The following is a 23,862-nucleotide window of genomic DNA, read 5'->3' as shown; positions in this document are numbered from 1 at the left end:
CAGAATGCACGTTACAATGTGCGTCTGAGTTTCACGGGCCGTTAGCTCAGTTGGTAGAGCAGTTGACTCTTAATCAATAGGTCCAAGGTTCGAATCCTTGACGGCCCACCAAGACAGAAGCCACCTGGTACGCCAGGTGGCTTTTTTCTTATAAGTGTGACCCCGTCATTTCGATGGATCACACGCTGAAGCGCTCCGCCTGGCGGGGTTCTGCAGCGGCAGCGGGACTGCGGCGCTGGTTTCAACGATGTTGAAAAAAGTGCTTGCACCCACCGAGCGGATCGGGTCATAATTCGCGCCCCGATTTCGGGCTGTTAGCTCAGTTGGTAGAGCAGTTGACTCTTAATCAATAGGTCCAAGGTTCGAATCCTTGACAGCCCACCAGACGAAAGCCACTTGGTTCGCCAAGTGGCTTTTTTCTTGCCTGTTTGCCGGGTTGCGCTTCATCCACGCATGGCGCGGATCTACTGAAGCGGTGCTGAAACCAGGGGCATGTGCGTCATCAGTGTTCTCAATGCTGTGCGCTGCTTCTCACCGCATTGCCTCTTTCATCGCACCCAATGGATCTTCCGCGCCGAGGGCGCATGTACGAAGGAAGAAGCTGATGACCGATATCAACCGACTGTCCCGGATGGCGTGGGTTCCTTTCGCGTTGCTGGCGCTGGTGGCCTGCGCACCTGGCAGTGACCCGGCGAAGACGGTCGAGCGCGATGCGGGCACCGGGGCCGTTCCGGCGCGCCCGATCGCCGGAGTCGCGCAGCCGGCATCGCTGGCGGAGGGTGGGGCCGCCAGCGAGGCTGTGGACCTGCGTCGCACCGATGATGGTGGCGTGGACAGCCGCAAGGTGGATGCGGCTGGGCAGGGCGCTGACGCATCTGCGCCTCCTGCCGCGGCGAAACACTGAGTCGCTGCCGTCCCGAACGGTCGCCTGACTTTCGGGACGGCCTTTGGCGCGGACGATGTGCCCGCCTGTCATGTTCAGTTTTGTGCAGGCCTTCCGATTCGAGCCGGCGCCTGCGACAATGAACGCCTGTGCCGGCCACGCGAAAGTGGCGGAATTGGTAGACGCCCTGGATTTAGGTTCCAGTGCCGCAAGGCGTGGGGGTTCGAGTCCCCCCTTTCGCACCAGTGCCGGCCTGTCCCCCGCCCTGATCAGGCCCCGCTGCCCCCCTTGACCGGCACGCGCTGGCAGTGCAGGCCGAATTGGGCGAAACTAAAGGGCTGCGGCAAGCAGGCGCGTCCCAGACGTCGTGTCCTTACAACCGTTTCATCCCAATCATCGAGCCGGGGGCGTGGGCCACCGGTGGCAGGAGTCAACATGCAAGCTTCGATCGAATCCACCGGCAACCTGGAACGCCGCCTGAGCTTCTCGCTGCCGGAAGACCGTCTGCAGAGCCACATCGTCGGCCGCCTGGGCGAAATCGCCCGTACCACCCGCATCAAGGGTTTCCGTCCGGGCAAGGTGCCGGCCAAGGTGATCGAGCAGCGCTTCGGCGCGCAGGTCCGTGGCGAGGCGCTGGACGGCCTGCTGCGCGAAACCTTCGACGCGGCTGTGCGCGAGCACGATCTGCGCATCGTCGGCAGCCCGCGCATCGACAAGGGCGACGAGGGTGAATTCTCCTTCGTGGCCACCGTGGAAGTGGTGCCGGACTTCGGCGACATCGACGTCAGCAAGCTGACTGTCGTGCGCCACACCGCCGAGATCACCGACGCCGACATCGACCAGATGATCGAGAACCTGCAGAACCAGCGTCGTACCTGGGCCCCGGTCAGCCGTGGCGCGCAGGACGGTGACCTGGTCGCGGTGGAAACCTGGTCGCAGGCCGGTGAAGAGCGCCTGCCGGCCGAAGGCACCGAGAAGGGTTCGATCGTGCTCGGCCAGGGCATGATGTTCGAGACCATTGAAAAGGGCCTGGTCGGCCTGGCCAAGGGCGAAGAGAAGACCCTGGACGTCGAGTTCCCGGCTGACTGGCGCGTGCCGGTGCTGGCCGGCAAGACCGTGCAGGTCACCGTCAAGGTCGCCGAAGTGTCCGAGCCGGTCGTGCCGGCGGTCGACGAAGCCTTCATCAAGAGCTTTGGCGTGAAGGGCGGCGACGTGGAGCAGTTCCGCAGCGACATCCGCGCCAACCTGGAGCGCGAGCTGAAGGGCGCGCTGATGAACCGCCTGCGCCGCGAAGTGGGCGAGCAGCTGATCGCCGCCTATTCCTCGGTGGAAATGCCGCCGCGCCTGGTCGAGAACGAAGCCCGTGCCATGCTGGCCCAGCAGGTCGAGCAGATCCGCCGCAACGGCCAGAACGTCGGCGAGATCCCGGCCGATGCCCACGAAGGCTTCAAGGAAGCGGCCGCCAAGCGCGTGCTGGTCGGCCTGCTGGTCGGTGAAGTGGCCCGCATCAACGACCTGCGCCTGGAAGCCAAGCGCCTGAACGAAACGATGCGTCTGATCGCTTCGACCTACGAAGAGCCGGAGCAGGTCATTGAGATGTACCGCAACGACCCCCAGCTGATGTCTGGCCTGCAGAACCGTGTGATGGAAGAGCAGGTGATCGACTGGATCGCCGAGCGTGCCCAGCACACCGAAGAGAAGCTGTCGTTCCAGGACGCGATCCGCCAGTAAGCCGGGCGGATCACCGGATGCCCCGCGCCTTTGCCGGCGCGGGGTTGTTGCCCCCCAAGATAGGTACCTCACGTAATGGACAACCGAACCAAAGCCCTGAACCTGGTTCCGATGGTGGTCGAGCAGACCAGCCGCGGCGAGCGTGCCTACGACATCTATTCGCGCCTGTTGAAGGAGCGCCTGATCTTCCTCGTGGGCCCGATCGACGATCACATGGCCAACGTGGTGGTGGCGCAGTTGCTGTTCCTGGAATCGGAAAACCCGGAAAAGGACATCAACATCTACATCAACTCGCCGGGTGGCGTGGTCACCGCCGGCATGGCGATCTACGACACCATGCAGTACATCAAGCCGAATGTGAGCACTACCTGCATCGGCCAGGCTGCCTCGATGGGTGCCCTGCTGCTGGCCGCGGGCGAAGCCGGCAAGCGCTATGCGCTGCCGAACTCGCGCGTGATGATCCACCAGCCGCTGGGTGGCTACCAGGGCCAGGCCACCGACATCGACATCCACGCGCGTGAGATCCTGACCCTGCGTTCGCGCCTGAACGAGGTGCTGGCCAAGCACACCGGCCAGTCGCTGGAGACGATCGCCCGCGACACCGAGCGCGACAACTTCAAGAGCGCCTTCGAGGCGCAGGCCTACGGTCTGGTCGACCAGGTCCTGGAGCGTCGTCCGGATGAGTCGATCCAGGCCGGTTGACCGGCCTTCACGGGGCCATGGAGGCCTCGTTCCTGCAGGGTCGGGCGGGACTGGTGTCCCCTCGGCCCTGTGCTATTCTCGAATCGAACCCCCGTTCAGCGGGTGGGGTAACTGGGTAAGCGAAGCATGAGCGAAGACCGCCAAGGTCGTTCCACGGACACCGGCAAGATCCTCTACTGCTCTTTCTGCGGCAAGAGCCAGCATGAAGTGCGCAAGCTGATTGCGGGTCCGAGCGTGTTCATCTGTGATGAATGCGTGGAGCTGTGCAACGACATCATCCGCGAGGAGCTTGAGGAAAAGGCGCAGTCGGCGCGCAGTTCGCTGCCGAAGCCGCGCGAGATCCTCGAGGTGCTCGACCAGTACGTGATCGGCCAGAACCGCGCCAAGCGCACCCTGGCCGTGGCCGTGTACAACCACTACAAGCGCATCGAGAGCCGGCAGAAGAACGACGACGTCGAACTGGCGAAGTCGAACATCCTGCTGGTCGGCCCGACCGGTTCGGGCAAGACCCTGCTGGCCGAGACCCTGGCCCGCCTGCTCAACGTGCCGTTCACCATGGCCGACGCCACCACGCTGACCGAAGCCGGTTACGTGGGCGAGGACGTGGAGAACATCATCCAGAAGCTGCTGCAGAAGTGCGACTACGACGTCGAGAAGGCGCAGCAGGGCATCGTCTACATCGATGAAATCGACAAGATCTCGCGCAAGAGCGAGAACCCGTCGATCACCCGCGATGTGTCCGGCGAAGGCGTGCAGCAGGCGCTGCTGAAGCTGATCGAAGGCACCGTGGCCAGCGTTCCGCCGCAGGGCGGCCGCAAGCACCCGCAGCAGGAATTCCTGCAGGTGGACACCAAGAACATCCTGTTCATCTGCGGCGGCGCGTTCGCCGGGCTGGACAAGGTGATCCAGGCCCGTTCCACCGACGTCGGCAGCATCGGCTTCGGCGCCAAGGTGAAGAGCAGCGAGCGCAAGCAGGAAGTGGGCAAGGTGCTGGCCGAAGTCGAGCCGGAAGACCTGATCAAGTTCGGCTTGATTCCCGAGTTCGTCGGCCGCCTGCCGGTGGTGGCGACCCTGGAGGAGCTGGACGAGCCGGCCCTGATCAAGATCCTGACCGAGCCGAAGAACGCCATCACCAAGCAGTTCAAGAAGCTGTTCGAGATGGAGAACGTCGAGCTGGAGTTCCGCCCGGACGCGTTGTCGGCCATTGCCCGCAAGGCGCTCAAGCGCAAGACCGGTGCCCGCGGCCTGCGCACCATCGTCGAATCGGTCCTGCTGGACACCATGTACGACCTGCCGTCGCAGGAAAACGTCAGCAAGGTGGTGGTGGACGAGTCGGTGATCGAGCACAAGTCAGAGCCGTACCTGATCTACCAGACCCCGGCGGCCCCTGAACAGAAGGCCGCAGGCGCCGAGTGATCCTTCCAGGTTGTTGATTGGAAAGGATTTTCAAGGAATGCCTTGCATCTGAAAGCCGATGGCCCCATAACGGGGCCATCGGCTTTTTTTGTCTCCGGAAGATGCCCTCCCGGAGGCGGTTTTCCCCCTTCCCTGGAGCCCCCATGGCCCGTTCCCCAAGTGAAACCCTCGACCTGCCGGTCCTGCCGCTGCGCGACGTAGTGGTGTTCCCGCACATGGTCATCCCGCTGTTCGTCGGCCGTGACAAGTCCATGCACGCGCTCGAACAGGCAATGGAGGCGGACAAGCGCATCCTGCTGCTGGCGCAGAAGTCGGCCGAAACCGACGACCCGCATGCGGCCGACCTCTACCAGGTCGGTACGCTGGCGCAGGTGCTGCAGCTGCTGAAGCTGCCCGACGGCACCATCAAGGTGCTGGTCGAAGGACTGTCGCGCGTGCAGGTCACCCACGTCGACGAGCGCAACGGCTCGCTGCACGGCCAGGCGGTGGAGATCGACGCCACTGACGAGCGCGAAGCGCGCGAGGTCGAGGCCATCGCCCGCTCGCTGATGTCGCTGTTTGAGCAGTACGTCAAGACCAACCGCAAGCTGCCGCCGGAGCTGTTGCAGACGTTATCGGGCATTGATGAGCCGGCGCGCCTGGCCGACACCATCGCCGCGCACATCAGCGTGCGCCTGGCCGACAAGCAGCGCCTGCTGGAAACCTTGGCCGTGGGCGACCGCCTGGAAATGCTGGTCGGCCTGGTCGACGGCGAGATCGACGTGCAGCAGATGGAGAAGCGCATCCGCGGCCGCGTGAAGTCGCAGATGGAGAAGAGCCAGCGCGAGTACTACCTCAACGAACAGATGAAGGCCATCCAGAAGGAACTGGGTGACCTGGACGACGCACCGGGCGAGCTGGAAGAACTGGCCCGCAAGATCGCCGAAGCCGGCATGCCGAAGGCCGTTGAAGCCAAGGCGCGCAACGAACTGAACAAGCTCAAGCAGATGTCGCCGATGTCGGCCGAAGCCGCTGTGGTGCGCAACTACCTGGAGTGGCTGCTGGGCGTGCCGTGGAAGAAGCGCAGCAAGGTGCGCAAGGACCTGAAGGCTGCGCAGGACACCCTCGACGCCGATCACTACGGCCTGGAGAAGGTCAAGGAACGCATCCTTGAATACCTGGCGGTACAGTCGCGCGTGAAGCAGATGAAGGGACCGATCCTGTGCCTGGTCGGGCCGCCGGGCGTGGGCAAGACCTCGCTGGGCCAGTCCATCGCCAAGGCCACCAACCGCAAGTTCGTGCGCATGTCGCTGGGCGGCGTGCGCGACGAGGCCGAGATCCGTGGCCACCGTCGTACCTACGTCGGTTCGATGCCGGGCCGCATCGTGCAGAACCTCAACAAGGTCGGCAGCAAGAACCCGCTGTTCGTGCTCGACGAGATCGACAAGATGTCGATGGACTTCCGTGGCGATCCGTCTTCGGCGCTGCTGGAAGTGCTCGACCCGGAGCAGAACAACGCGTTCAACGACCATTACCTGGAAGTGGACCTGGACCTGTCCGAAGTGATGTTCGTGGCCACCTCGAACTCGCTCAACATTCCCGGCCCGCTGCTGGACCGCATGGAAGTGATCCGCATCCCCGGCTACACCGAGGATGAGAAGCTCAACATCGCCACCCGCTACCTGGTGCCCAAGCAGGTCAAGGCCAACGGCCTGCAGCCGGAAGAGCTGGAGATCGGCAGCGATGCCATCCAGGACATCGTGCGCTACTACACGCGCGAATCGGGCGTGCGCAACCTGGAACGCGAGATCGCCAAGATCTGCCGCAAGGTGGTGAAGGAGATCGCGCTGGCCGGCCCGCAGCCGGTGAAGGCGAAGAAGGGCGCGAAGAAGAAGGCGCTGGTGAGCGTGTCCAGCAAGAACCTGGACAAGTACCTGGGCGTGCGTCGCTTCGACTTCGGCCGTGCGGAGGAAGAGAACGAGATCGGCCTGGTCACCGGCCTGGCCTGGACCGAGGTGGGCGGCGACCTGCTGCAGATCGAATCGACGCTGGTGCCGGGCAAGGGCCAGCTGATCCTGACCGGCCAGCTCGGCAACGTGATGAAGGAATCGGCTTCAGCGGCGCTGTCGGTGGTGCGTTCGCGCGCGGTCGGCTTCGGTATCGACAGCGACTTCCTGCAGAAGCACGACGTGCACCTGCACGTGCCCGATGGCGCCACCCCGAAGGACGGCCCGAGCGCCGGTGCGGCAATGGTCACCTCGCTGGTGTCGATGCTGACCAGGGTGCCGGTGCGTGCCGATGTGGCGATGACCGGCGAGATCACCCTGCGTGGTCGCGTCACCGCCATCGGTGGCCTGAAGGAAAAGCTGCTGGCGGCACTGCGTGGCGGCATCCGCACGGTCATCATCCCGGAAGAGAACCGCAAGGACCTGGCCGACATTCCGGCCAACGTCACCCGCGATCTGAAGATCGTCCCGGTGAAGTACATCGAAGAGGTCCTGGACCTGGCGCTGGAGCGTCCGTTGGCACCGAAGAAGGCGCGCAAGAGTGCGCAGCGTGTCACGGTGCGCAGCAAGGCCAAACCGAGTGGAAGCGCGCGCGTCAAGCATTGACGCGCGCTGTCCAATGGCCCGAAACCCGCGTCATTGCTGGCTTTCCAGCTTGCGTGGGGGTAGGGCCACTGGTATAAAAGCAGCACTCGCGAATGAGTGATCGCTGTCAGCGATGACTGAATCGGCGAACCGTTTCCACATGGTGGCCGCATGCAGAAGGCATGCGGTTGCTTCCCTGTCGAATAAGCGGAACCCACCGCCAAAGGAGTTGTAGAGAATGAACAAGACCGAATTGATCGATGCCGTTGCTGAAGCTGCCGACCTGACCAAGGCCGAGTCCAGCCGCGCTGTCGATGCCGTCGTTGCTGCCATCACCAAGGCGCTGAAGGACGGCGATGCGGTCACCCTGGTTGGCTTCGGTACCTTCCAGGTCCGCGACCGTGCTGCACGCACCGGCCGCAACCCGAAGACCGGCGACACCATCAAGATCGCTGCTTCGAAGAATCCGTCGTTCAAGGCTGGCAAGGCCCTGAAGGATGCTGTAAACTAAGCGGCTCGCTGGGGTGCTTAGCTCAGCGGTAGAGCGTCTCCTTTACACGGAGAGGGTCGGGGGTTCGAAACCCTCAGCACCCACCACAGCACCGCGGTAAAAGTTTGAGTGTGGAGCGGTAGTTCAGCTGGTTAGAATGCTGGCCTGTCACGCCGGAGGTCGCGGGTTCGAGTCCCGTCCGCTCCGCCATTCAACGAGGCCTCCGGCCAAAAGCTGGAGGCTTTGTTTTCTTCCCGGTCCAGGCCGGCTGGAAAGCAAAAAAAGCAACAATGCGGAGCGGTAGTTCAGCTGGTTAGAATGCTGGCCTGTCACGCCGGAGGTCGCGGGTTCGAGTCCCGTCCGCTCCGCCACTACATCGAGGCCCCCGGCCTGAAGCCGGGGGCCTTGTCTTCTCCCCGGAAGGCTCGGGAAGAAGGCGAAAGGTTTTTGCAAGAACGGAGCGGTAGTTCAGCTGGTTAGAATGCTGGCCTGTCACGCCGGAGGTCGCGGGTTCGAGTCCCGTCCGCTCCGCCATTGCAGAATTCTTAAGTCCCTGTGAAAAAACTTTGAAAAAAGTGTTCATCGGGCTGGGTTTCCAGGGAGTCTTCGGATATACTGGGCGCCTGCAAAGTTTCAGCGCGGAGCGGTAGTTCAGCTGGTTAGAATGCTGGCCTGTCACGCCGGAGGTCGCGGGTTCGAGTCCCGTCCGCTCCGCCAACTCTAAAAGCCCTCGGCGCAAGCCGGGGGCTTTTTCTTTGTGCCGTCGGAAGCGGTGCGCAGGCCACGCCGGTGCTGCTTTTGGTCCCTGCGACGAAGCGGGTTACACTGCCGGGCTCGCCAATCAGGCCTTGTGATTCCTCACCATGCTGCAGAAACTCCGCGACAAGACCTCAGGCTGGATCGTCACCGTGATCCTGGGGCTGCTGATGATTCCGTTCCTGTTCGTGATCGACAACAGCTACCTCGGTGGCGTTGGCGCACAGAACGTGGCCAAGGTTTCCGCGCCGCCGACCTGGTGGCGTTCGGCACCGTCGTGGTGGCCGGTGCGCATGCTGTGGCAGCATCATGAGATCAGCGCGCAGGATTTCCGCACCCGCTTCGAGCAGGAGCGCATGCGTGAGCGCCAGCAGCAGGGCGAGAATTTCGACCCGCGCGCGTTTGAAAGCACCGAAAACAAGCTGGCCGTGCTCGATCAGCTGATCGACGAACAGGTCGTGCGCCTGGTCGGCGAGCAGGCCGGTGTCGTGATCGGCGATGGCGCGGTGCGCGAGTACATCGCCACCATCCCGGCCTTCCTCGATTCGAACGGCAAGTTCAACGAGAACAACTACCGCCTGGCGCTTGCCGGTGGCAATCCGCCGCGCACGCCGACCCAGTTCCAGGAACTGGTGCGTGAGAGCCTGCAGCAGTCGGTGATCCCGTCGGGCCTGCAGAACTCGGGCTTCGTTACCCAGTCCGAGACCGAGCGCCTGCTGAAGCTGCTGGGCGAGACCCGCGATGTCGAACTGGCCGCGCTGCCGGAAGTGCCGGCCGATACCGCGCCGGTGACCGACGCGCAGATCAAGCAGTGGTACGACAGCCATGGCAAGGACTTCCGCCAGGCCGAGAGCGTTTCGCTCGAGTACGTCGAGATCAATGGTGCGAACCTGCCGGCACCGACCGCCGCCGACGAAGCCACCCTGCGCAAGCGCTATGAAGACGAGAAGGCGAAGTTCACCACGCCGGAGCAGCGCCAGGCCTCGCATATCCTGATCACCGGCGACGGTGCCGAAGCCAAGGCGAACAAGATTGCCGCCGAAGCCAAGGCCGCCGGCGCCGACTTCGCTGCACTGGCCAAGGCCAACTCGGAAGACCCGGGTTCGAAGGGCCAGGGTGGTGACCTGGGTTGGGTCGAACGCGGCGCGATGGTCAAGCCGTTCGAAGATGCGCTGTTCGCTGCCAAGGCCGGTGACGTGATTGGTCCGGTCAAGACCGAGTTCGGCTATCACATCATCAAGGTTGCTGCGGTTCGTGGCGGCCAGGGCAAGTCCTTCGAGGAAGTGCGTGACACGCTGGCTGCCGAGCAGCTGAAGGCCGACGGCGAGCGCGGCTTCAACGAACTGGCCGGCCGTCTGGTCGACGCCATCAACAAGAGCCCGAGCGATCTGGCTGCCGCGGCCAAGGAAGTGAACCTGCCGCTGCAGACGCTGGGCCCGATCACCCGTGCCACCGCCAGCGGCATCGCCGCTGACCCGGGCGTGCTGCGTGCCGCCTTCTCCGACGTGCTGGTGCAGGACGGGACCGCCAGCGACCCGATCGCGCTGGGCGGCGCGACCAACCACAGTGTGGTCATCCGCGTGGCCGCGCACACCCCGGAACAGGCCATGCCGCTGGACAAGGCGCGCGAGCAGGTGATCGCCGCGATCCGTGCCGACCGTCAGCGCCAGGCCAGCGACAAGGCGGCCGATGCCGTGCTGGCCAAGCTGAAGGCGGGCGCCACCCTGCAGTCGCTGGCGGCCAGCGAGAAGCTGCAGCTGAGCCCGATGCCCGGCCTGCCGCGCAGCCAGCCAGTGCCGACCCCGGAAATCAACCGCGCGATCTTCAGCGCGCCGGTGCCGGCCGATGGCAAGCCGAGCTACGGCAAGGTCGATGTCAACGGCCATGCGTTGCTGTTCGCGGTGAACAAGGTGAACCCGGGCGACGTGAAGGAAGTGACCGCCGAGCAGCAGAAGCAGCTGAAGGACCAGCTGAGCCAGATCGATGGCATGGCTGCGGCCAAGGCCTATGTCGAGGCGATGCGCAAGAAGTTCGTGATCCAGACCACCGAAGCGAACCTGTAAGCCTCGCGGCGTGCAGGATCGAAGAAGGCCCGGCAATGCCGGGCCTTTTTTGTCTTCGCGTCGTTTGTGGCGCGCTTGGCCTCTGGTAGTGGTCGAGCTTGCTCGACCGCCTTTTGTAAGGTCGAGTCGTGCTCGACTGCATCCGCTGGGCGCAGGCATGAAAAAGCCGAGCATGGGCTCGGCTCTATACGGGAGGCGCTTGGCCTGTGCGTCAATCCTCGACGCGCAGCACCGCGCCAGGCTTCAGCACGCTGCTGCCGCTCAGGCCGTTCAGCGACAGCAGGGCCTTGACCGGCATGCCGTAGCGGCGGGCGATGGTCCAGGCCGACTCGCCATCACGCACGGTGTGGCGGCGGCTGCGCGGACGGTCGGCGATCGCGGCGACGGTTCTGGTGACCTGCGGCGTCGGTACAGCGGCCGCCACCGGTGCGGTGGTGGCGACCAGCGCGGTCGCTGCCTCCGCTACCGTCGCATTTGCGGCCGAGACCGGCGCCAGCACGCGGGTGGTACCCGAGGGGCGGCCACCGGAGGCCAGGGCCGGGTTGAGGCGGGCGATCCTGGCAGGGTCCAGGGCGCGCTGTGCGGCCCACTGCTGCACGCTGGTGCCCGCAGGCAGGGTGTGGTCCTTCAGCACCGGCACGGTGCGGTCCAGCGAGGCCATCACGCCAGGCTGGTCTTCCACGTCTTCCAGCACGCAGGCCAGGGCATGCAGCTTCTCGACGTAGGCATGGGTGACCGGCGACAGGCCGGGCAGCGCTGAAGGCTTGGCGTTCTGCGCGTTCATGCCAGCCTTGCGCATGGACTGCAGCACGCGGTACTCGCCGGCGTTGTAGGCCATGGTGGCCAGGCGCCAGTCGCCGCCGAACATGCCGTGCAGGGTCTTCAGGTAGCGCACTGCGGCCTGGGTCGAATCGACCGCCGACAGGCGGCCGTCATAGCCGTTGGTCATCGGCACGCGGTGGTTGCGCGCGGTGGTGGCGATGAACTGCCACAGGCCGGTCGGGCCGCTGCCATTGCGGGCATTGGGCCGGTAGCCGCTTTCCACGAAGGGAATCAGCGCGAACTCGGTGGGCAGGTCGGCCTTGCGCAGCTCTTCGACCACGTAGCCGAACAGCACCAGCGCATCGTCATCCTGGTTGGCCAGGCGCGAGGGGGCGTGGGCGAACTGCTTCTGCCAGCGCGGGCTGGTGGCCTCGGCGTCGCAGCTGGGTTCGGCCAGGCCGTCGCGGAAGCTGGTGAAGATCTCCTGGCCGTTACGCACCGAGGCTGCTGGCAGCGCGGACGGATCCAGCGGCAGGGCCGCGGCAGCGGTCAGGTTCTGGCTGATGCCGGCGCCCAGCGACTGCGCGCCCGCGGTTCCGGCCAGCCCCAGGGCAAGGCCCAGGGCCAGCGGCAGACTTCGGCGCATCATGCGCGGAAGCCGTCTTTCCAGTGCCGGAGACCGGCCATCACGTCGACGTCGTCAACGACGTCACGGCCCAGGTGTGCCGAGACCGACGCACGGATCGGCGCCGCGTGCACACGCAGGAAGGGATTGCAGTCGAATTCGTTGGCCAGGGTTACCGGCAGGGTGGAACGGTCATCGCGGCGCATGGCCAAAGCCTCCTCTTGGCGCTGCCACAGGGCAGCGTTGGCGGGGTCGACATGCCGCGCGAAGACGGCATTTGACACGGTGTACTCATGAGCGCAACAAAGCAGCAGTTGCGCGGGCAAGGTACCCAGCTTGCGCATCGATGCCAGCAGCTGGGACGGCGTACCTTCGAACAGACGTCCACAGCCCAGGCTGAACAACGAATCTCCGCTGAAAAGATGTTCAGCAGTGTGAAACGCGATGTGGCTGCGGGTATGCCCGGGCACGGATAGTACGTGGAACGTCCGGCCCAGTGCCTGAACGCGTTCACCTTCGCCGACGCGTTCGGTGGCCGTGGGGATGCGCTCTTCGACCGGCGCGATGACCCGTACACCGGGAAAACGAGCCTGCAGTGCGGGCACGCCACCGATGTGGTCGTCGTGGTGGTGGGTGAGCAGGATCGTGTCCACGCGCAGGCCCTGATCGGCCAGTGCGAGCACTGGCGCGGCATCGCCGGGGTCGACGACCACGGCAGTGCCATCGTCGGCGATCAGCGTCCAGATGTAGTTATCCGCAAATGCGGGCAGGGCAGTCAGTCGCATAGAATTGGACCATGCCCGCGCTGCAGAGCACCCGTCAAGCGAGCCAGACCCCGTGGTTCGACAGTGAGCCGGCGGCGGCGCTGCGCGTTCTGGAACGGCAGTTGCTGCTTCCGCAGCTGTCGGCGCTGCCCGCGCAGCCCTGGCTGTGGATCGCGCCGAGTGCGGCCTGGCTGGAGGATGCGCAGCTGGGTGGGCGCGGCCTGCGCCTGTACCGGCAGGGGGCGGGGCCGGGCTATGACGGCGATACCCGCTGCGGGCTGCCCTTGCCCCTGGCCAACGAGAGCGTCAATGCGATCGTGCTGCAGCATGTCACCACCGGCGATGCCGACCTGCTGCTCGACGAGTGCGAGCGCGTATTGATGCCGGGCGGCCATCTGTGGCTGAGCAGCCTCAATCCGTTCAGCCCCTACCGCACGCACTGGCGGCAGCATGGGCTGGTGGTGCGTACGCCGCAGCGGATCCGCCTGCTGCTCGGCCGCCATGGCCTGGAGTGCGACGATATGCGCTACCTCGGCCCGCTCTGGCGCGGTGCCGGCAGCCGTCGCCCGGGGGGCTGGGCGCCATTGCGCGCGGCCTGCCTGTTCCATGCGGAGAAACGCACGCTGGCCCTGCCCGGGCCGAAACCGCTGCCGGTGCGCTGGCACGGCACCGTTGCTACCTGATTCTGGAGCTGTATTGAAAACCATCGAAATCCACACCGACGGATCCTGCCTCGGCAATCCCGGCCCCGGCGGCTGGGCTGCGTTGCTGCGCTACAAGGGCCACGAGCGCGAGCTCAGTGGCGGTGAAGCGCACACCACCAACAACCGGATGGAGCTGATGGCGGCCATTTCCGGGCTGGAGACGCTGACCGAGCCGTGCAACATCGTGCTCTACACCGACTCGCAGTACGTGCGGCAGGGCCTGACCCAGTGGATGCCCGGCTGGATCCGCAAGAACTGGAAGACCGCTGGCGGTGATCCGGTGAAGAACCGCGAGCTGTGGGAGCGCCTGCACGCGGCCACGCTGCGGCACCAGATCGACTGGCGTTGGGTGAAGGGCCACTCCGGCGACCCGGACAATGAGCGGGTGGATACCCTGGCCCGCAACGCGGCGATCCAGATCCGCGACGCCAGCCCGGTAAACTGAGCCCATGCGTCAGATCATCCTCGATACCGAAACCACCGGCCTGGAGTGGAAGAAGGGCAACCGCATCGTCGAAATCGGCTGCGTGGAGCTGTTCAAGCGCCGCCCGACCGGCAACAACTACCACCAGTACATCAAGCCGGACTGCGAGTTCGAACAGGGCGCGCAGGAAGTCACCGGCCTGACCCTGGAGTTCCTCGATGACAAGCCTGAATTCGCGCAGATCGCCGATGAGTTCCTGGCGTTCATCGATGGCGCCGAGCTGATCATCCACAACGCGGCGTTCGACCTTGGCTTCCTCGACAACGAGTTGTCGCTGCTGGGGCCGCAGTACGGAAAGATCGCCGACCGCTGCACGGTCATCGATACCCTGGCGATGGCGCGTGAGCGCTTCCCGGGCCAGCGCAACTCGCTGGATGCGCTGTGCAAGCGGCTGGGCGTGGACAACTCGCACCGTGCGCTGCATGGCGGCCTGCTCGATGCGCAGATCCTCGGCGATGTCTATATCGCACTGACCTCGGGCCAGGAAGAGATCGGCTTCGGCTTGGGCGATGACGATGGCGGCGGTGCCGGCGCGGCGTTGCAGGCTTTCGATACCAGCAAGCTGCTGCCGCGTCCGCGCGTGGTGGCTACGCCGTCGGAACTGGAAGCGCACGCTGCGCGGCTGGAGCGGCTGCGCAAGAAGGCCGGCCACGCGCTGTGGGATGGCCCGAAGGTGGAAGAGCCCGCCAGCGCGTAATACATCGAGGTAGTGCCGGCCGCTGGCCGGCATCGTCGTGATACGAGGTTCCCCGGGTGAGCCGGCCAGCGGCCGGCACTACCGCCTCCACGCATGGCGTGGCTCTACCGGTTAATGGCAGCGCACCAGGATCACGCTGATGTTGTCACGACCACCGCCGTCGAGTGCGGCGGCGACCAGCGTATCCACGCATTCCTGCGCGCTGGCATCTTCGAATGCCAGGGTGCGGGCGATGCCGCGGTCATCCACTTCCTCGGTGAGACCGTCACTGCACAGCAGCAGCTGCATGCCCGGACGCAGCTCCCCACTGGTGGTGGCCACGTTCAGGTGGGCTGGATCGGTCACGCCCAGTGCCTGGGTGACCACGTTGCGATGCGGATGCGCGCGTGCCTGTTCGGCGGTCAGGTTGCCCTGCGCGACCAGTTCCTGCACCACGCTGTGGTCCTGGCTGAGCTGCGCCAGCTGGCCGTCGCGCCACAGGTAGGCGCGGCTGTCGCCGACCCAGGCCACTTCATAGCGGTTGCCCTGCACGCGCGCGGCGACCACGGTGGTGCCCATCGGCAACGTGTCGTTGCGCCGGCGCGAGGCGCGGATGATCTCTTCGTCGGCAGTGCGGATGGCCTGTGCCAGCGGTGCGCCGCGGCGGATCTCGCGCACGATGGTTTCGCGTGCCAGTGCACTGGCCACTTCGCCGCAGGCATGCCCGCCCATGCCGTCGGCCACCAGCCACAGGGCCAGCTCGCTGTCACCGTAGTAGGTGTCCTCGTTGAGCTCGCGGCGCATGCCGGGGTGGGTGAGGTGTCCGAATTCGATCATGGTAGGCAGGGCGGGGTATTGCCGGGGGAGACAGGCATCATCGGGTGGCCGCAGGCATCCGGCAAGGCATGCGCCCAGGAAATTTTCAGTTCGTTGGCCGGAATGACTTGTCGTCGGCCTCACTTCCTCGTATGATGCGCGTCCCCGGTCCGCCGGGGACCACCCGGAGAGGTGGCAGAGTGGTTGAATGTACCTGACTCGAAATCAGGCAGGCGTTTATAGCGCCTCGGGGGTTCGAATCCCCCCCTCTCCGCCAGATAAAAGAAAAGGGCTGCCGAAAGGCAGCCCTTTTCTTTTATCTGGCGCGGGACACGACGCGCGTTTCGCGCGCCGCCCCACACGTTGCGTGGCAACGCGTGGGCCCCTCCCTTTGCCTGCCTCTCCCCGCCCCTGTCGGGGCAGCCCCTCAACAGAGGGGCTTGTTTCACCCGGCGATTCCCTGTGTGGCGGATGCAAGTCATTGCTTGGATGAGTTCGGTGATCATCCCCTCGACTGGATAGGGCTGCCGAAAGGCAGCCTTTCTTCTTCCATCAGGCGCGGGAACGCGACGCGCGTTTCGCGCGTCGCCCGAGACGTTGCGCCGCTCGTTGCCCGCTGGGTGCATCCACGCACGGCGTGGAAGGCAAGGCCATTCGCACAGGGTGGGGACCGATGCCCTGTGCGAATGGCGTGTGCTCAGAACGTGTAGCCCAGCCCCAGCTGTATGCCGTTCTGGGTCTGGCCGTCGCGCCGCTCGCCCACGTAATCAACCATCACCGACAGGCGCTTGCTGGCACGGCTGGTCACGCCCAGGTTCCAGGCCAGGACCTGCTCACCGACGGGCTGGCTGCTGGCACTGAACAGCAGGTCCGGGGCGGCGGCGAAGCCGTTGCTGTAGCGGGCCTGGGTATCGCCCAGCTCCTTCTGCCAGACCACGCGGGCCCGCGGGGTGATGCGCTCGCCGTTGTTGCCGTCGAAGGTCTTGAACAACTGCAGGCCGGCGCCTACGCGGATGCTCTCCAGGCTGCCACTGCGGCCGATGAGTGCGGCTGCGTCCTGGCCTTCGTTGAAGTGCGTGGCCGAGGTGCGCATGTAGTCGATCACCGGCAGCAGCGGCTGTATCACCACGCCGTTGCCGGTGGTGAACGAGAACGCATGCTCCACGCGCGCGGAGATCGCGTCGTTGCTGTACTTCGCGCGCAGCGGTGCCTGCAGGCCCTCGATCCCCTCGATGCTGCGACGGGTGTCGTGGCGAAGATCGGTGTAGCGGACAGCGGCGGACAGGTAGCCACGCGAATAGAGCGCGTCCACGTAGCCGCCGATATCCAGCGCGCGGACATCGCCGCTGAATCCTGCACCTTCACTGGACCGGGTCGACATGTCGGCCGCGGCAAGGCTCACGCCCAGTGTCACGCGGTCGTCTGCCAGACGGGTATCGGCACCAAGCGCGATGCCGCCGATGGTGTGGTTCAGGCCGGCGACGCCCGCACCACCCTCGATACGGCCATGGCTGCCGAACCCGCGTGCCCAGAAGCTGCGGTTGTGTCCGGCGTCGCCCGCATCACTGCCCGCATCTGCCGGTGCGACCAGGTGCATCGCCAGCTGGTTGAACAGGCGACTGCCGGTCGTTACCGATTGCGCCGAGGCGGTCTGTGCGGCCTGTGCAGCCAGGCCGTCCGCATCGCCACCGCTGCGTGATGCTGCCTGGTGCTGCTGCACGACGTTGCCGATGCTGCCGACCAGTGCGGAATCGGCCAGGCGCAGGCTGGCATGCGCGTCGCCGCGCAATGCTCCCGCCTGGCGCGCGATGTCATCGCGGTCAGCGAACTGCAGGGCACCCAGCAGTCCGCTCATCGAGGAGGTGCGCTGCGCAGCGGCCTGTTGCAGTGCGATGCCCAGACCGTCGCCGGATGCGGCGTTGCCGAACAGGCGTGTGTCGTCGAAGGACGGATTGGCGGTCAGCCACAGGCCGCTGCCGGTCTGGTTAACGGTGAAGCTGAGCAGTGAATTGTGGCGAGGGCGGAACACGGCGCCGGGAGCGGTGAGGTCCACTGCGCTGCCGGCCTCGCCACTGCGCTCGACGTACTGGAAGCGCCCTTCGATGAAGTCCGACACCGGCGCCGCGCGGGTCAGGGTATCGGGCGTGGCGGTGCGGCACCACAGGCCAGCGTACTCACCGTTCGACGGGCTGCAGGGGGCGATGGGCAGCTGCAGGGCGCTGGCTTCCACCTGGGTCCCCACCAGGTGGTTCTGCTGCCCAGCCGGGAAGAACGCCTGCTTGACGTCCAGCGTCAGCCTGGCGGTGGGGGCAATGCTCAGCACGGCGCGGTTGATGTTGCCGAACAGGTTGTAGTCACCCGCCTGCCGGTCCTCATCGACCAGGAAGTAGCGGGCTTCTTCCAGCGTCAGTGCCGGTGCAGTGCGCTGGCTGTCGACCTGGAAGGCCAGGTTCGCACCGTCATTGAGGTTGATGTAGCGACCCTTGCCGATCCGGAAGCGCTCGCTGGTGAACACGTCGTCGCCACCCGGCGCGAGTGCTTCCAGCGAGTAGGGGCGCATGACGATGCCGGACGGCGCGAGCGTTCCGCCCTCGTTGATGTCGATCGTGGCATTCAATGAACCGTGCCCGGTCAGCACGCCGCCGCGTTCGATCACGGTCAGGCTGCGCAGTGCGCCCTGCTGCAGTTCGATGCGCCCGCCATTGCGGGCGCCGATGGCTTCGGCGTGGTGGATCCAGCCATTCTGCTGCAGGCGCAGGGTGCCGCCATCGGCCACCACATACTGGGCGGCGGAGGCGGTATCCAGTGACCAGACACCGCCCTTGCCGATGCGGATCACACCGAAGGCGTCGTCCAGCCGGATGTCCGGGGCCGATTGCTGGAAGTAGCGCAGGTTGGCCAGCGCATTGGTGTAGCGCCCGCGCACGGCCAGGTTCGGATTGAGGTCTCCGCTCACTTCCTTGTCGACGGAAAGCACGTCGCCAGGCTGGACGTAACCGGCTTCGGTAACGACGCGATCACTGTAGAAGGTGACACCGGGATACGCGGTGCAGTTGCCTGCCGCGCTCTGGTCGCGGGTCGGGCAGAAGCGCGTGGCCACGGCCGCCACGTTCGGGTCGAAGTAGCGCAGGAAGCCCGACTGCTGGGTCAGTTCATAGTGCGCCTGGACGATGCGCGCTTCGATGACCGCGAAGTCGGTCGGGCCGAACATGTCCCGGTAATACTTGATGTACTTGTCCTGCCCCGGGTAGGGGGTAGGACCGTTCGGGCCGGATTCGCCATGGATGCCCAGCACCGTCTCCGTGTAGTTGCCGTGCGTCGGCAGCAGGCCGAACTGCGTGACCTTGCGCTTCACGCCGGCAACGAAGGCGTCGGCGCAGGCCGAGTAGCAGCCGCCGTCCAGTACGGTATCCAGCCCGTGCTGGCGGATGATGGCACCCATGCCCACGCCACCGGAGGCGGCCCCGCCGGGCGAGTTGCGGAACACCACCTGGCGGAGCGGCGTACCCCGGGCCTGCGCGGCCAGGATGTAGACCTCCAGCGTCTGCGGATCGGTCGCCAGTACATTGCCGGTGTAGTAGAGCGTGTCTCCATTCACGTGGAAGGCACTGGCATGGGCCTGCGGTGAGGCAGCGATGCCGAGAAGTGCTGCAACAAGGGCACTGCCGAGGACGGTGGCGCGACGGGTGGGGAGGGCGGGATATCGATGCATGCGGAGTTCCACGGAAAGGAGTGAAGTGCGGATGCCGCCCCTTCTTCGCTGCATGAACACGCTGATGCGGCGTGGTTTCGACACGTTGCAGCGTGGGCAGGGCGGGTCGCGCGCGCTCGGCCGTTGGACTGGCCGGGCGAGGAGGCGACAGGCCGCCTCTCCAGACCGCTAACGCAGCTGCGGGGGGATCTCCCCCAGTCATCGCGCTCGGCTGACCCTGCGGGCGACGCGGCGCAGCGTTTGCGCCGCGCGGGTTACCATGTATGCATCACCTGCTGGAGCCTTCCCCCATGAGCGCTGAAATCCTTGTCCCCGTGTCCTTCGGCGAGCTGCTGGACAAGATCTCGATCCTGCAGATCAAGTCCGAGCGCATCAGCGACGAGGGCAAGCTGGCCAACGTGCGCAGGGAGCTGTCGGCGCTGGAGCAGACCTGGATGGCGCACCCGGCGGCGGTGAAGGACATCGCCAAGCTGCGTGCCGAGCTGAAGGCGGTCAACGAGCAGCTGTGGGACATCGAGGACGACATCCGCCTGAAGGAAAAGGCGCAGGCGTTCGACCAGGGCTTCGTCGACCTGGCGCGCAGCGTCTACCTGCGCAACGACGAGCGTGCGCGCATCAAGAAGGCGATCAACCTGGCGCTGGGCTCGGCATACGTGGAAGAGAAGTCCTACCAGGATTACGCGCAGCGCGCGTAATCCCGGCGGCCAAAAGGGGGAGGTCCACGCCACGCGTGGATGAAACCGCAGGGCGCAGGCCAACGCCCGGCCGGCCCATCACCCCAGATGATCGGCCACGTAACGCTCGAAAGCCGTGATGCCGTCTTCGACAGTGATCAGTTCCATCACATCGTCGAACTCGATCTTGGTGCCCCATTTCAGATCGGCAGCCTGCTTGGCCAGGTACTTGCGTGCGGCGTCGTCGTAACGGTCCACGCAGTAGCGGCGGTCCGAGTACGGTCCGCTGCGGTTCGGGTTGCTGGCCGCATGCAGGCCCAGCACCTTGGCGCCCATCGCGTTGGCGATGTGCATCGGGCCCGAGTCCGGAGTCATCACCAGGTTGGCGCGGGCAAGCAGGGCAGGCAGCTGCTTCAAGGTGTCCTTCCCGACCAGGTCCAGCGCCGGCGTGAGTAGTTGTGCCTGGATGGCATCGGCCATGCTGCGCTCCAGTTCGCTGCGGCCACCGCACAGCACCACCTGCCAACCACGCTGCGCGGCGTGGTTGGCCACGGCTGCATAGCGGTCTGCATACCAGTTGCGGCGCACGTGGCTGGAACAGGGCGAGATCATCAGCACCGGGCGCCCATCGTCCTGCCATTGCGCAGCGGCCCAGTCATATGCGGACTGGGGCACGGCCAGGTCCCAGCTGACCTCGGTCTGGCGCAGGCCCAGCGGCTCGCAGAAGCTGCCGATGGCATCCAGCACATGGACGCCGGGGCGGTCTGGAATGCGCTCGTTGATGAAGAGCCCGTGCAGGTCCTTGGAACGGCTGCGGTCGTAGCCGATGCGGCGCTCGGCGGGAATGAACGCCGACAGCAGGTTGGCGCGGAACGCCACCTGCATCTGCAGCAGCGCTGCAAAACGCCCCGGTGGCAGCTGTTTGCGCAGCTCCTTGACCCCTGCCATGCCGCTCTTCTTGTCGTAGGCGTGGAAGGTGACGCCGGGCAGGCCATCGAGCAGTTTGTGGCCGACCTTGTCGATGATCCAGTGGATCGGCGTGTCCGGACGCGCAGCCTGCAGGGTGCGCACCAGGGGCACCACGTGGGTGACATCGCCGAGTGCGGACAGGCGCAGGAGGCACAAGGAGGAGGACGCTGATGCCATGTGTTGTTAGACTCAATGAAATGGTCGCATTCGACGCCAATGAAGCGCTGACGCCATGCCGCGAGGGTCGCGGCATCGGGGCCATTCTGTTCGACCGCGAGCGGCTGCGGCAAGCCGAGGTTGGCCTGTTCTCGCCCCAGCACTGGGGCAGCAAGGCCCGGCCGGTCGGCGAGGGCGGCCGCGGCAGCGCCTGGTTCATCGATGCGCCGTTCGGCGCCAGCGTGCTGCGCCACTACCTGCGCGGCGGCCTGGCAGCGAAGATCAGCCATGACCAGTACCTCTGGCGCGGGTCGGACCGGACCCGGAGCTTTGCCGAATTCCGCCTGATGCGCGCCCTGCGCGAGAAGAAGCTGCCGGTGCCCCGGCCGATCGCCGCGTACTACATGCGCGAAGGCCTGCGCTACCGGGCGGCAATCCTGATGGAGCGGATCGAGGGCGTGCGCTCGCTGGCCGACCGTGCGCTGGTCGCCGGACGGGGCGCGCCCTGGGAAGAGACCGGGCGGCTGATCGCCCGCTTCCACCGTGCCGGCCTGGACCATGCCGACCTCAACGCGCACAACATCCTGTTCGATGGCAACGGCCATGGCTGGCTGATCGACTTCGACCGCGGGGTGATCCGCATTCCGGCCACCGCCTGGCGCGAACGCAACCTCAAGCGCCTGCTGCGCTCGCTGATCAAGCTGCGCGGCGAGCGCAGCGTGGAGGACGTGCAGAAGGACTACGCGCGGCTGAGGCGCGCCTATGACATGGCCTGGAACCGGGGCACCTGATGGGCTGGTCGTTGCGCTTCCTCGGCGTCGGCAACGCGTCGGCGGTCGAGCTGGGGTCGCCGATGTCGGTGATCGAGCGGGACGGGCGGCCATGGCTGACGATCGACTGCGGCGGCGAAGGCCTGACCGCGTTCAAGGCGCACTACGGGCACATGCCGCAGGCACTGTTCGTCACCCATGTGCACCTGGATCACGTGGCCGGTTTCGAGCGGCTGTTCGTCGATACCTTCTTCAGCACGCAGCGCCGCGGCAAGGTGCGCCTGTATGTGCCTGCCAGCGTGGTGCCGCTGCTGCACAAGCGCATCGGTGACTACCCGAACGTGCTGGCCGAGGGCGGTGCCAACTTCTGGGATGCGTTCCAGTTGATCGTGGTGGGCGAGGCGTTCTGGCACGAGGGCGTGCGCCTGGAAGTATTCCCGGTACGCCACCACTGGCCGGAAACGGCGTACGGCCTGCGCCTGCAGGGCGCGCTGACCTGGAGTGGTGATACCCGGCCGATTCCGGAGATGCTGGCCCGCTTCGCCAATGACAACGAACTGATCGCCCACGACTGCGGCCTGCACGGCAATCCGTCGCATACCGGTGTGGACGACCTGGAGCGCGAGTACAGCGCGGAACTGCAGGCGCGGATGATGCTCTACCACTACGCCAGCGTGGCTGATGGCGTGGCGCTGGCCGCGCGCGGCCACCGCGTGGCGCAGCCGGGGCAGTGCGTGCCGCTGGCGACCCCCACTGCACCGCACGTGCTGGTGCAGGATCCGCCGTGAGCGGTGCCGGCCTGCCCGCCGACGCGGCGCTGGCCGCCGGACTGGAGGTGCTGGAGCGCGCGCTGCATGCGCCTGCGGTGCGGGCCGATCCTGAGCGCCTTGACGCATTGCTGGACGAGGATTTCAGCGAGATCGGCAGTTCCGGGCAATGCTACGGCCGTGATGCAGCCTTGCAGGAGATCCCGTTGGAGCGCGCGCAGGTGCTGATCGAATCGGAACAGTACGCGGTGTGGTTGTTGGCCGAGGGTCTGGCCCAGGTGCGTTATCGCAGCCGCCATTACCTCGACGGCCAGCCGCAAGGCTGGGTGCTGCGCAGCTCGCTGTGGCGCCGGCACGGGGATGGATGGCGGATGCTGTTCCACCAGGGCACGCCCGAGGCACGGTAGGACCGGGCCATGTCCGGCGAAGGGCGCCAACCAGGGTTGGCACCTGCCAGGGGGGCGTCGCCGGAAAAGGCGATGGCCCCGCCGGCTGACCTCGGCGCCCGCGTCGATCGATACCGTTGCTGCCTTCCGGCCCTGGCGGGGTTTTCGACCTAGCGTCGCGAGGGGCCGACGGGGCCACCATAGAGACGTCGGCCGCCCGGAGGGCAGCCAGTTCACGGACCAGGGGAAGCAGCGCGCGATGCGCCAGAGACCACAGCCGGACTGCGCATCGGCTGGCCGATGGCAGACGCGTAGTCTAGCGCAGGCAGGTGCATCGACGCCAGCTTCACGCGCTGAATCCGCTGTAACCCGTTCCCGCCCATGGCGGCCCGGGCCACCCGCCGTTGCTAGAATGCCGGCCAGGAGGAACGGCCTCCCCCACATCGGGAATCAAAGACCAGGACGGCCTGGCCCTACCAAGAGGAGGGCCGTCATGGCCTGGATCTATCTGTTGTTCGCCGGCCTGCTGGAAATCGTCTGGGCCGTGTCCATGAAGCAGTCCGAAGGCTTCACCAAGCTCACCCCCACCGTGGTCACGATCGTCGGCATGATCGCCAGCTTCTGGTTGCTGGCGGTGGCCATGCGCAGCCTGCCGCTGGGCACCGCCTATACGATCTGGACCGGCATCGGCGCGGTCGGTGCGTTCGTGGTTGGCATCGTGTTCCTCGGCGAGCAGGTCAGCCCGATGCGGATCGGTGCAGCGGTGCTGATCGTTTCCGGCCTGGTGCTGATGAAAATCTCGAGCAGCTGAATGATTTACTTATGGCGGGGAAAGGAATCTCCGCTTCCAGCAGGTATATGCATTTTCGGCAAGACCATTTTGTCCGCCCGTTTTATTTGACGTACGTCATGAAAATAACGAGCGTGATTCACATGCCGCTGGCACCGACGGTCGCACAGTGCCGCCATTCGTCGGGCGAAACCGG

20 protein-coding genes, 9 tRNA genes and 1 other RNA gene are annotated in these 23,862 nt (G+C 65.8%); 24 read left to right on the top strand and 6 right to left on the bottom strand.

The window, feature by feature from the left end; translation table 11 throughout:
* The first annotated feature begins 35 nt into the window (after nucleotides 1–35).
* The 15 genes from JLDANKMP_RS04405 to JLDANKMP_RS04335 all read left to right on the top strand — a co-directional run bounded on the left by JLDANKMP_RS04405 (nucleotide 36) and on the right by JLDANKMP_RS04335 (nucleotide 10,611).
* A tRNA-Lys gene (locus JLDANKMP_RS04405) sits at nucleotides 36–111 on the top strand.
* Between the two features lie 197 nt (nucleotides 112–308).
* A tRNA-Lys gene (locus tag JLDANKMP_RS04400) sits at nucleotides 309–384 on the top strand.
* 220 nt (nucleotides 385–604) lie between these two features.
* Nucleotides 605–904, top strand: coding sequence for a hypothetical protein (locus tag JLDANKMP_RS04395; protein ID WP_033835465.1), 300 nt, complete (start codon nucleotides 605–607; stop codon nucleotides 902–904).
* Between the two features lie 139 nt (nucleotides 905–1,043).
* Nucleotides 1,044–1,128 (top strand) — tRNA-Leu (locus JLDANKMP_RS04390).
* 190 nt (nucleotides 1,129–1,318) lie between these two features.
* Nucleotides 1,319–2,614 (top strand): trigger factor, encoded by a 1,296-nt coding sequence (tig, locus tag JLDANKMP_RS04385; protein ID WP_005408268.1) that lies wholly within the window; start codon nucleotides 1,319–1,321, stop codon nucleotides 2,612–2,614.
* A 75-nt stretch (nucleotides 2,615–2,689) separates the two neighbouring features.
* Nucleotides 2,690–3,316 carry an ATP-dependent Clp endopeptidase proteolytic subunit ClpP gene (clpP, locus tag JLDANKMP_RS04380; protein WP_004146318.1) on the top strand — a complete coding sequence of 209 codons (627 nt, stop codon included), beginning with the start codon at nucleotides 2,690–2,692 and terminating at the stop codon, nucleotides 3,314–3,316.
* 126 nt (nucleotides 3,317–3,442) lie between these two features.
* Nucleotides 3,443–4,732 (top strand): ATP-dependent Clp protease ATP-binding subunit ClpX, encoded by a 1,290-nt coding sequence (clpX, locus tag JLDANKMP_RS04375; protein ID WP_004154600.1) that lies wholly within the window; start codon nucleotides 3,443–3,445, stop codon nucleotides 4,730–4,732.
* Between the two features lie 143 nt (nucleotides 4,733–4,875).
* A complete protein-coding gene (gene lon, locus JLDANKMP_RS04370) occupies nucleotides 4,876–7,323 on the top strand; it encodes an endopeptidase La (protein WP_049452184.1) in 2,448 nt (815 codons plus the stop codon).
* A gap of 217 nt (nucleotides 7,324–7,540) precedes the next feature.
* Nucleotides 7,541–7,813: an HU family DNA-binding protein gene (locus JLDANKMP_RS04365; protein ID WP_005408270.1), complete on the top strand. Its 273-nt coding sequence runs from the start codon at nucleotides 7,541–7,543 to the stop codon at nucleotides 7,811–7,813.
* A gap of 11 nt (nucleotides 7,814–7,824) precedes the next feature.
* Nucleotides 7,825–7,899, top strand: a tRNA-Val gene (locus tag JLDANKMP_RS04360).
* 26 nt (nucleotides 7,900–7,925) lie between these two features.
* Nucleotides 7,926–8,002: transfer RNA gene (locus JLDANKMP_RS04355), tRNA-Asp, on the top strand.
* A gap of 84 nt (nucleotides 8,003–8,086) precedes the next feature.
* Nucleotides 8,087–8,163: transfer RNA gene (locus JLDANKMP_RS04350), tRNA-Asp, on the top strand.
* Nucleotides 8,164–8,249: 86 nt separating this feature from the next.
* Nucleotides 8,250–8,326: transfer RNA gene (locus JLDANKMP_RS04345), tRNA-Asp, on the top strand.
* Nucleotides 8,327–8,432: 106 nt separating this feature from the next.
* Nucleotides 8,433–8,509: transfer RNA gene (locus JLDANKMP_RS04340), tRNA-Asp, on the top strand.
* 146 nt (nucleotides 8,510–8,655) lie between these two features.
* Nucleotides 8,656–10,611, top strand: a complete 1,956-nt coding sequence (locus JLDANKMP_RS04335) for a peptidyl-prolyl cis-trans isomerase (RefSeq protein WP_005408271.1) — start codon at nucleotides 8,656–8,658, stop codon at nucleotides 10,609–10,611.
* A 211-nt stretch (nucleotides 10,612–10,822) separates the two neighbouring features.
* Here JLDANKMP_RS04335 and JLDANKMP_RS04330 read toward each other — a convergent pair whose 3' ends face one another.
* Both JLDANKMP_RS04330 and gloB read right to left on the bottom strand, forming a co-directional pair.
* A complete protein-coding gene (locus tag JLDANKMP_RS04330; RefSeq protein WP_043033713.1) occupies nucleotides 10,823–12,022 on the bottom strand; it encodes a lytic transglycosylase domain-containing protein in 1,200 nt (399 codons plus the stop codon).
* Nucleotides 12,019–12,783 carry a hydroxyacylglutathione hydrolase gene (gene gloB, locus JLDANKMP_RS04325; protein ID WP_005412427.1) on the bottom strand — a complete coding sequence of 255 codons (765 nt, stop codon included), beginning with the start codon at nucleotides 12,781–12,783 and terminating at the stop codon, nucleotides 12,019–12,021. Before gloB ends, JLDANKMP_RS04330 begins: the two co-directional genes overlap by 4 nt.
* Before the next feature lie 11 nt (nucleotides 12,784–12,794).
* Between gloB and JLDANKMP_RS04320 the strand changes: the two genes are divergently transcribed.
* Genes JLDANKMP_RS04320 through dnaQ form a run of 3 tightly spaced genes read left to right on the top strand, consistent with a single transcriptional unit; the run spans nucleotide 12,795 to nucleotide 14,647 of the window.
* Nucleotides 12,795–13,445, top strand: a complete 651-nt coding sequence (locus JLDANKMP_RS04320) for a hypothetical protein (RefSeq protein ID WP_005408274.1) — start codon at nucleotides 12,795–12,797, stop codon at nucleotides 13,443–13,445.
* A 13-nt stretch (nucleotides 13,446–13,458) separates the two neighbouring features.
* Nucleotides 13,459–13,911 (top strand): ribonuclease HI, encoded by a 453-nt coding sequence (gene rnhA / locus JLDANKMP_RS04315; protein ID WP_005408275.1) that lies wholly within the window; start codon nucleotides 13,459–13,461, stop codon nucleotides 13,909–13,911.
* A 4-nt stretch (nucleotides 13,912–13,915) separates the two neighbouring features.
* Complete coding sequence (gene dnaQ, locus JLDANKMP_RS04310) at nucleotides 13,916–14,647, top strand: DNA polymerase III subunit epsilon (protein WP_005408276.1); 732 nt, start codon at nucleotides 13,916–13,918, stop codon at nucleotides 14,645–14,647.
* A 111-nt stretch (nucleotides 14,648–14,758) separates the two neighbouring features.
* On the opposite strand, the gene JLDANKMP_RS04305 is transcribed toward dnaQ, so the two are convergent.
* Nucleotides 14,759–15,463: a PP2C family serine/threonine-protein phosphatase gene (locus JLDANKMP_RS04305; protein WP_005408277.1), complete on the bottom strand. Its 705-nt coding sequence runs from the start codon at nucleotides 15,461–15,463 to the stop codon at nucleotides 14,759–14,761.
* Between the two features lie 165 nt (nucleotides 15,464–15,628).
* Here JLDANKMP_RS04305 and JLDANKMP_RS04300 point away from each other — a divergent pair.
* Nucleotides 15,629–15,719, top strand: a tRNA-Ser gene (locus tag JLDANKMP_RS04300).
* Between the two features lie 420 nt (nucleotides 15,720–16,139).
* Here JLDANKMP_RS04300 and JLDANKMP_RS04295 read toward each other — a convergent pair.
* Nucleotides 16,140–19,154, bottom strand: a complete 3,015-nt coding sequence (locus JLDANKMP_RS04295) for an autotransporter domain-containing protein (protein ID WP_212560607.1) — start codon at nucleotides 19,152–19,154, stop codon at nucleotides 16,140–16,142.
* A 290-nt stretch (nucleotides 19,155–19,444) separates the two neighbouring features.
* On the opposite strand from JLDANKMP_RS04295, the gene JLDANKMP_RS04290 reads away from it, so the two are divergent.
* Entirely contained in the window at nucleotides 19,445–19,849 is a 405-nt protein-coding gene (locus JLDANKMP_RS04290; RefSeq protein ID WP_005408281.1) for a DUF6165 family protein, read from the top strand.
* A gap of 78 nt (nucleotides 19,850–19,927) precedes the next feature.
* On the opposite strand, the gene JLDANKMP_RS04285 is transcribed toward JLDANKMP_RS04290, so the two are convergent.
* Nucleotides 19,928–20,974 carry a glycosyltransferase family 9 protein gene (locus tag JLDANKMP_RS04285; RefSeq protein ID WP_212560606.1) on the bottom strand — a complete coding sequence of 349 codons (1,047 nt, stop codon included), beginning with the start codon at nucleotides 20,972–20,974 and terminating at the stop codon, nucleotides 19,928–19,930.
* 20 nt (nucleotides 20,975–20,994) lie between these two features.
* On the opposite strand from JLDANKMP_RS04285, the gene JLDANKMP_RS04280 reads away from it, so the two are divergent.
* From JLDANKMP_RS04280 to JLDANKMP_RS04270, 3 genes are read left to right on the top strand one after another with little or no spacing between them, the layout of a single operon-like run.
* The gene (locus JLDANKMP_RS04280; RefSeq protein ID WP_012479275.1) at nucleotides 20,995–21,744 is read left to right on the top strand and encodes a 3-deoxy-D-manno-octulosonic acid kinase; all 750 of its coding nucleotides are present in this window, start codon (nucleotides 20,995–20,997) and stop codon (nucleotides 21,742–21,744) included.
* The gene (locus JLDANKMP_RS04275; protein ID WP_212560605.1) at nucleotides 21,744–22,511 is read left to right on the top strand and encodes an MBL fold metallo-hydrolase; all 768 of its coding nucleotides are present in this window, start codon (nucleotides 21,744–21,746) and stop codon (nucleotides 22,509–22,511) included. The genes JLDANKMP_RS04280 and JLDANKMP_RS04275 overlap by 1 nt, the downstream gene beginning before the upstream one ends.
* Nucleotides 22,508–22,897 carry a nuclear transport factor 2 family protein gene (locus JLDANKMP_RS04270; protein ID WP_212560604.1) on the top strand — a complete coding sequence of 130 codons (390 nt, stop codon included), beginning with the start codon at nucleotides 22,508–22,510 and terminating at the stop codon, nucleotides 22,895–22,897. Before JLDANKMP_RS04275 ends, JLDANKMP_RS04270 begins: the two co-directional genes overlap by 4 nt.
* 75 nt (nucleotides 22,898–22,972) lie before the next feature.
* Here JLDANKMP_RS04270 and ffs read toward each other — a convergent pair.
* Nucleotides 22,973–23,069: signal recognition particle sRNA small type (ffs, locus tag JLDANKMP_RS04265), an RNA gene on the bottom strand.
* 300 nt (nucleotides 23,070–23,369) lie between these two features.
* Here ffs and sugE point away from each other — a divergent pair.
* Complete coding sequence (sugE, locus tag JLDANKMP_RS04260; protein WP_212560603.1) at nucleotides 23,370–23,687, top strand: quaternary ammonium compound efflux SMR transporter SugE; 318 nt, start codon at nucleotides 23,370–23,372, stop codon at nucleotides 23,685–23,687.
* Nucleotides 23,688–23,862: the final 175 nt, after the last annotated feature.

Source organism: Stenotrophomonas sp. PE591 (assembly GCF_018320795.1).
Taxonomy (GTDB): Bacteria; Pseudomonadota; Gammaproteobacteria; order Xanthomonadales; family Xanthomonadaceae; genus Stenotrophomonas; species Stenotrophomonas maltophilia.
This window is presented reverse-complemented; position numbering and strand designations above follow the sequence as displayed.

What these genes read in the sequence shown, in the direction of transcription:
- JLDANKMP_RS04395 (WP_033835465.1), top strand. Translation starts at nt 605, where the DNA reads ATGACCGATATCAACCGACTGTCCCGGATGGCGTGGGTTCCTTTCGCG.
- tig (WP_005408268.1), top strand. Translation starts at nt 1,319, where the DNA reads ATGCAAGCTTCGATCGAATCCACCGGCAACCTGGAACGCCGCCTGAGC.
- clpP (WP_004146318.1), top strand. Translation starts at nt 2,690, where the DNA reads ATGGACAACCGAACCAAAGCCCTGAACCTGGTTCCGATGGTGGTCGAG.
- clpX (WP_004154600.1), top strand. Translation starts at nt 3,443, where the DNA reads ATGAGCGAAGACCGCCAAGGTCGTTCCACGGACACCGGCAAGATCCTC.
- lon (WP_049452184.1), top strand. Translation starts at nt 4,876, where the DNA reads ATGGCCCGTTCCCCAAGTGAAACCCTCGACCTGCCGGTCCTGCCGCTG.
- JLDANKMP_RS04365 (WP_005408270.1), top strand. Translation starts at nt 7,541, where the DNA reads ATGAACAAGACCGAATTGATCGATGCCGTTGCTGAAGCTGCCGACCTG.
- JLDANKMP_RS04335 (WP_005408271.1), top strand. Translation starts at nt 8,656, where the DNA reads ATGCTGCAGAAACTCCGCGACAAGACCTCAGGCTGGATCGTCACCGTG.
- JLDANKMP_RS04330 (WP_043033713.1), bottom strand. Translation starts at nt 12,022, where the DNA reads ATGATGCGCCGAAGTCTGCCGCTGGCCCTGGGCCTTGCCCTGGGGCTG.
- gloB (WP_005412427.1), bottom strand. Translation starts at nt 12,783, where the DNA reads ATGCGACTGACTGCCCTGCCCGCATTTGCGGATAACTACATCTGGACG.
- JLDANKMP_RS04320 (WP_005408274.1), top strand. Translation starts at nt 12,795, where the DNA reads ATGCCCGCGCTGCAGAGCACCCGTCAAGCGAGCCAGACCCCGTGGTTC.
- dnaQ (WP_005408276.1), top strand. Translation starts at nt 13,916, where the DNA reads ATGCGTCAGATCATCCTCGATACCGAAACCACCGGCCTGGAGTGGAAG.
- JLDANKMP_RS04305 (WP_005408277.1), bottom strand. Translation starts at nt 15,463, where the DNA reads ATGATCGAATTCGGACACCTCACCCACCCCGGCATGCGCCGCGAGCTC.
- JLDANKMP_RS04295 (WP_212560607.1), bottom strand. Translation starts at nt 19,154, where the DNA reads ATGCATCGATATCCCGCCCTCCCCACCCGTCGCGCCACCGTCCTCGGC.
- JLDANKMP_RS04290 (WP_005408281.1), top strand. Translation starts at nt 19,445, where the DNA reads ATGAGCGCTGAAATCCTTGTCCCCGTGTCCTTCGGCGAGCTGCTGGAC.
- JLDANKMP_RS04285 (WP_212560606.1), bottom strand. Translation starts at nt 20,974, where the DNA reads ATGGCATCAGCGTCCTCCTCCTTGTGCCTCCTGCGCCTGTCCGCACTC.
- JLDANKMP_RS04280 (WP_012479275.1), top strand. Translation starts at nt 20,995, where the DNA reads ATGGTCGCATTCGACGCCAATGAAGCGCTGACGCCATGCCGCGAGGGT.
- JLDANKMP_RS04275 (WP_212560605.1), top strand. Translation starts at nt 21,744, where the DNA reads ATGGGCTGGTCGTTGCGCTTCCTCGGCGTCGGCAACGCGTCGGCGGTC.
- sugE (WP_212560603.1), top strand. Translation starts at nt 23,370, where the DNA reads ATGGCCTGGATCTATCTGTTGTTCGCCGGCCTGCTGGAAATCGTCTGG.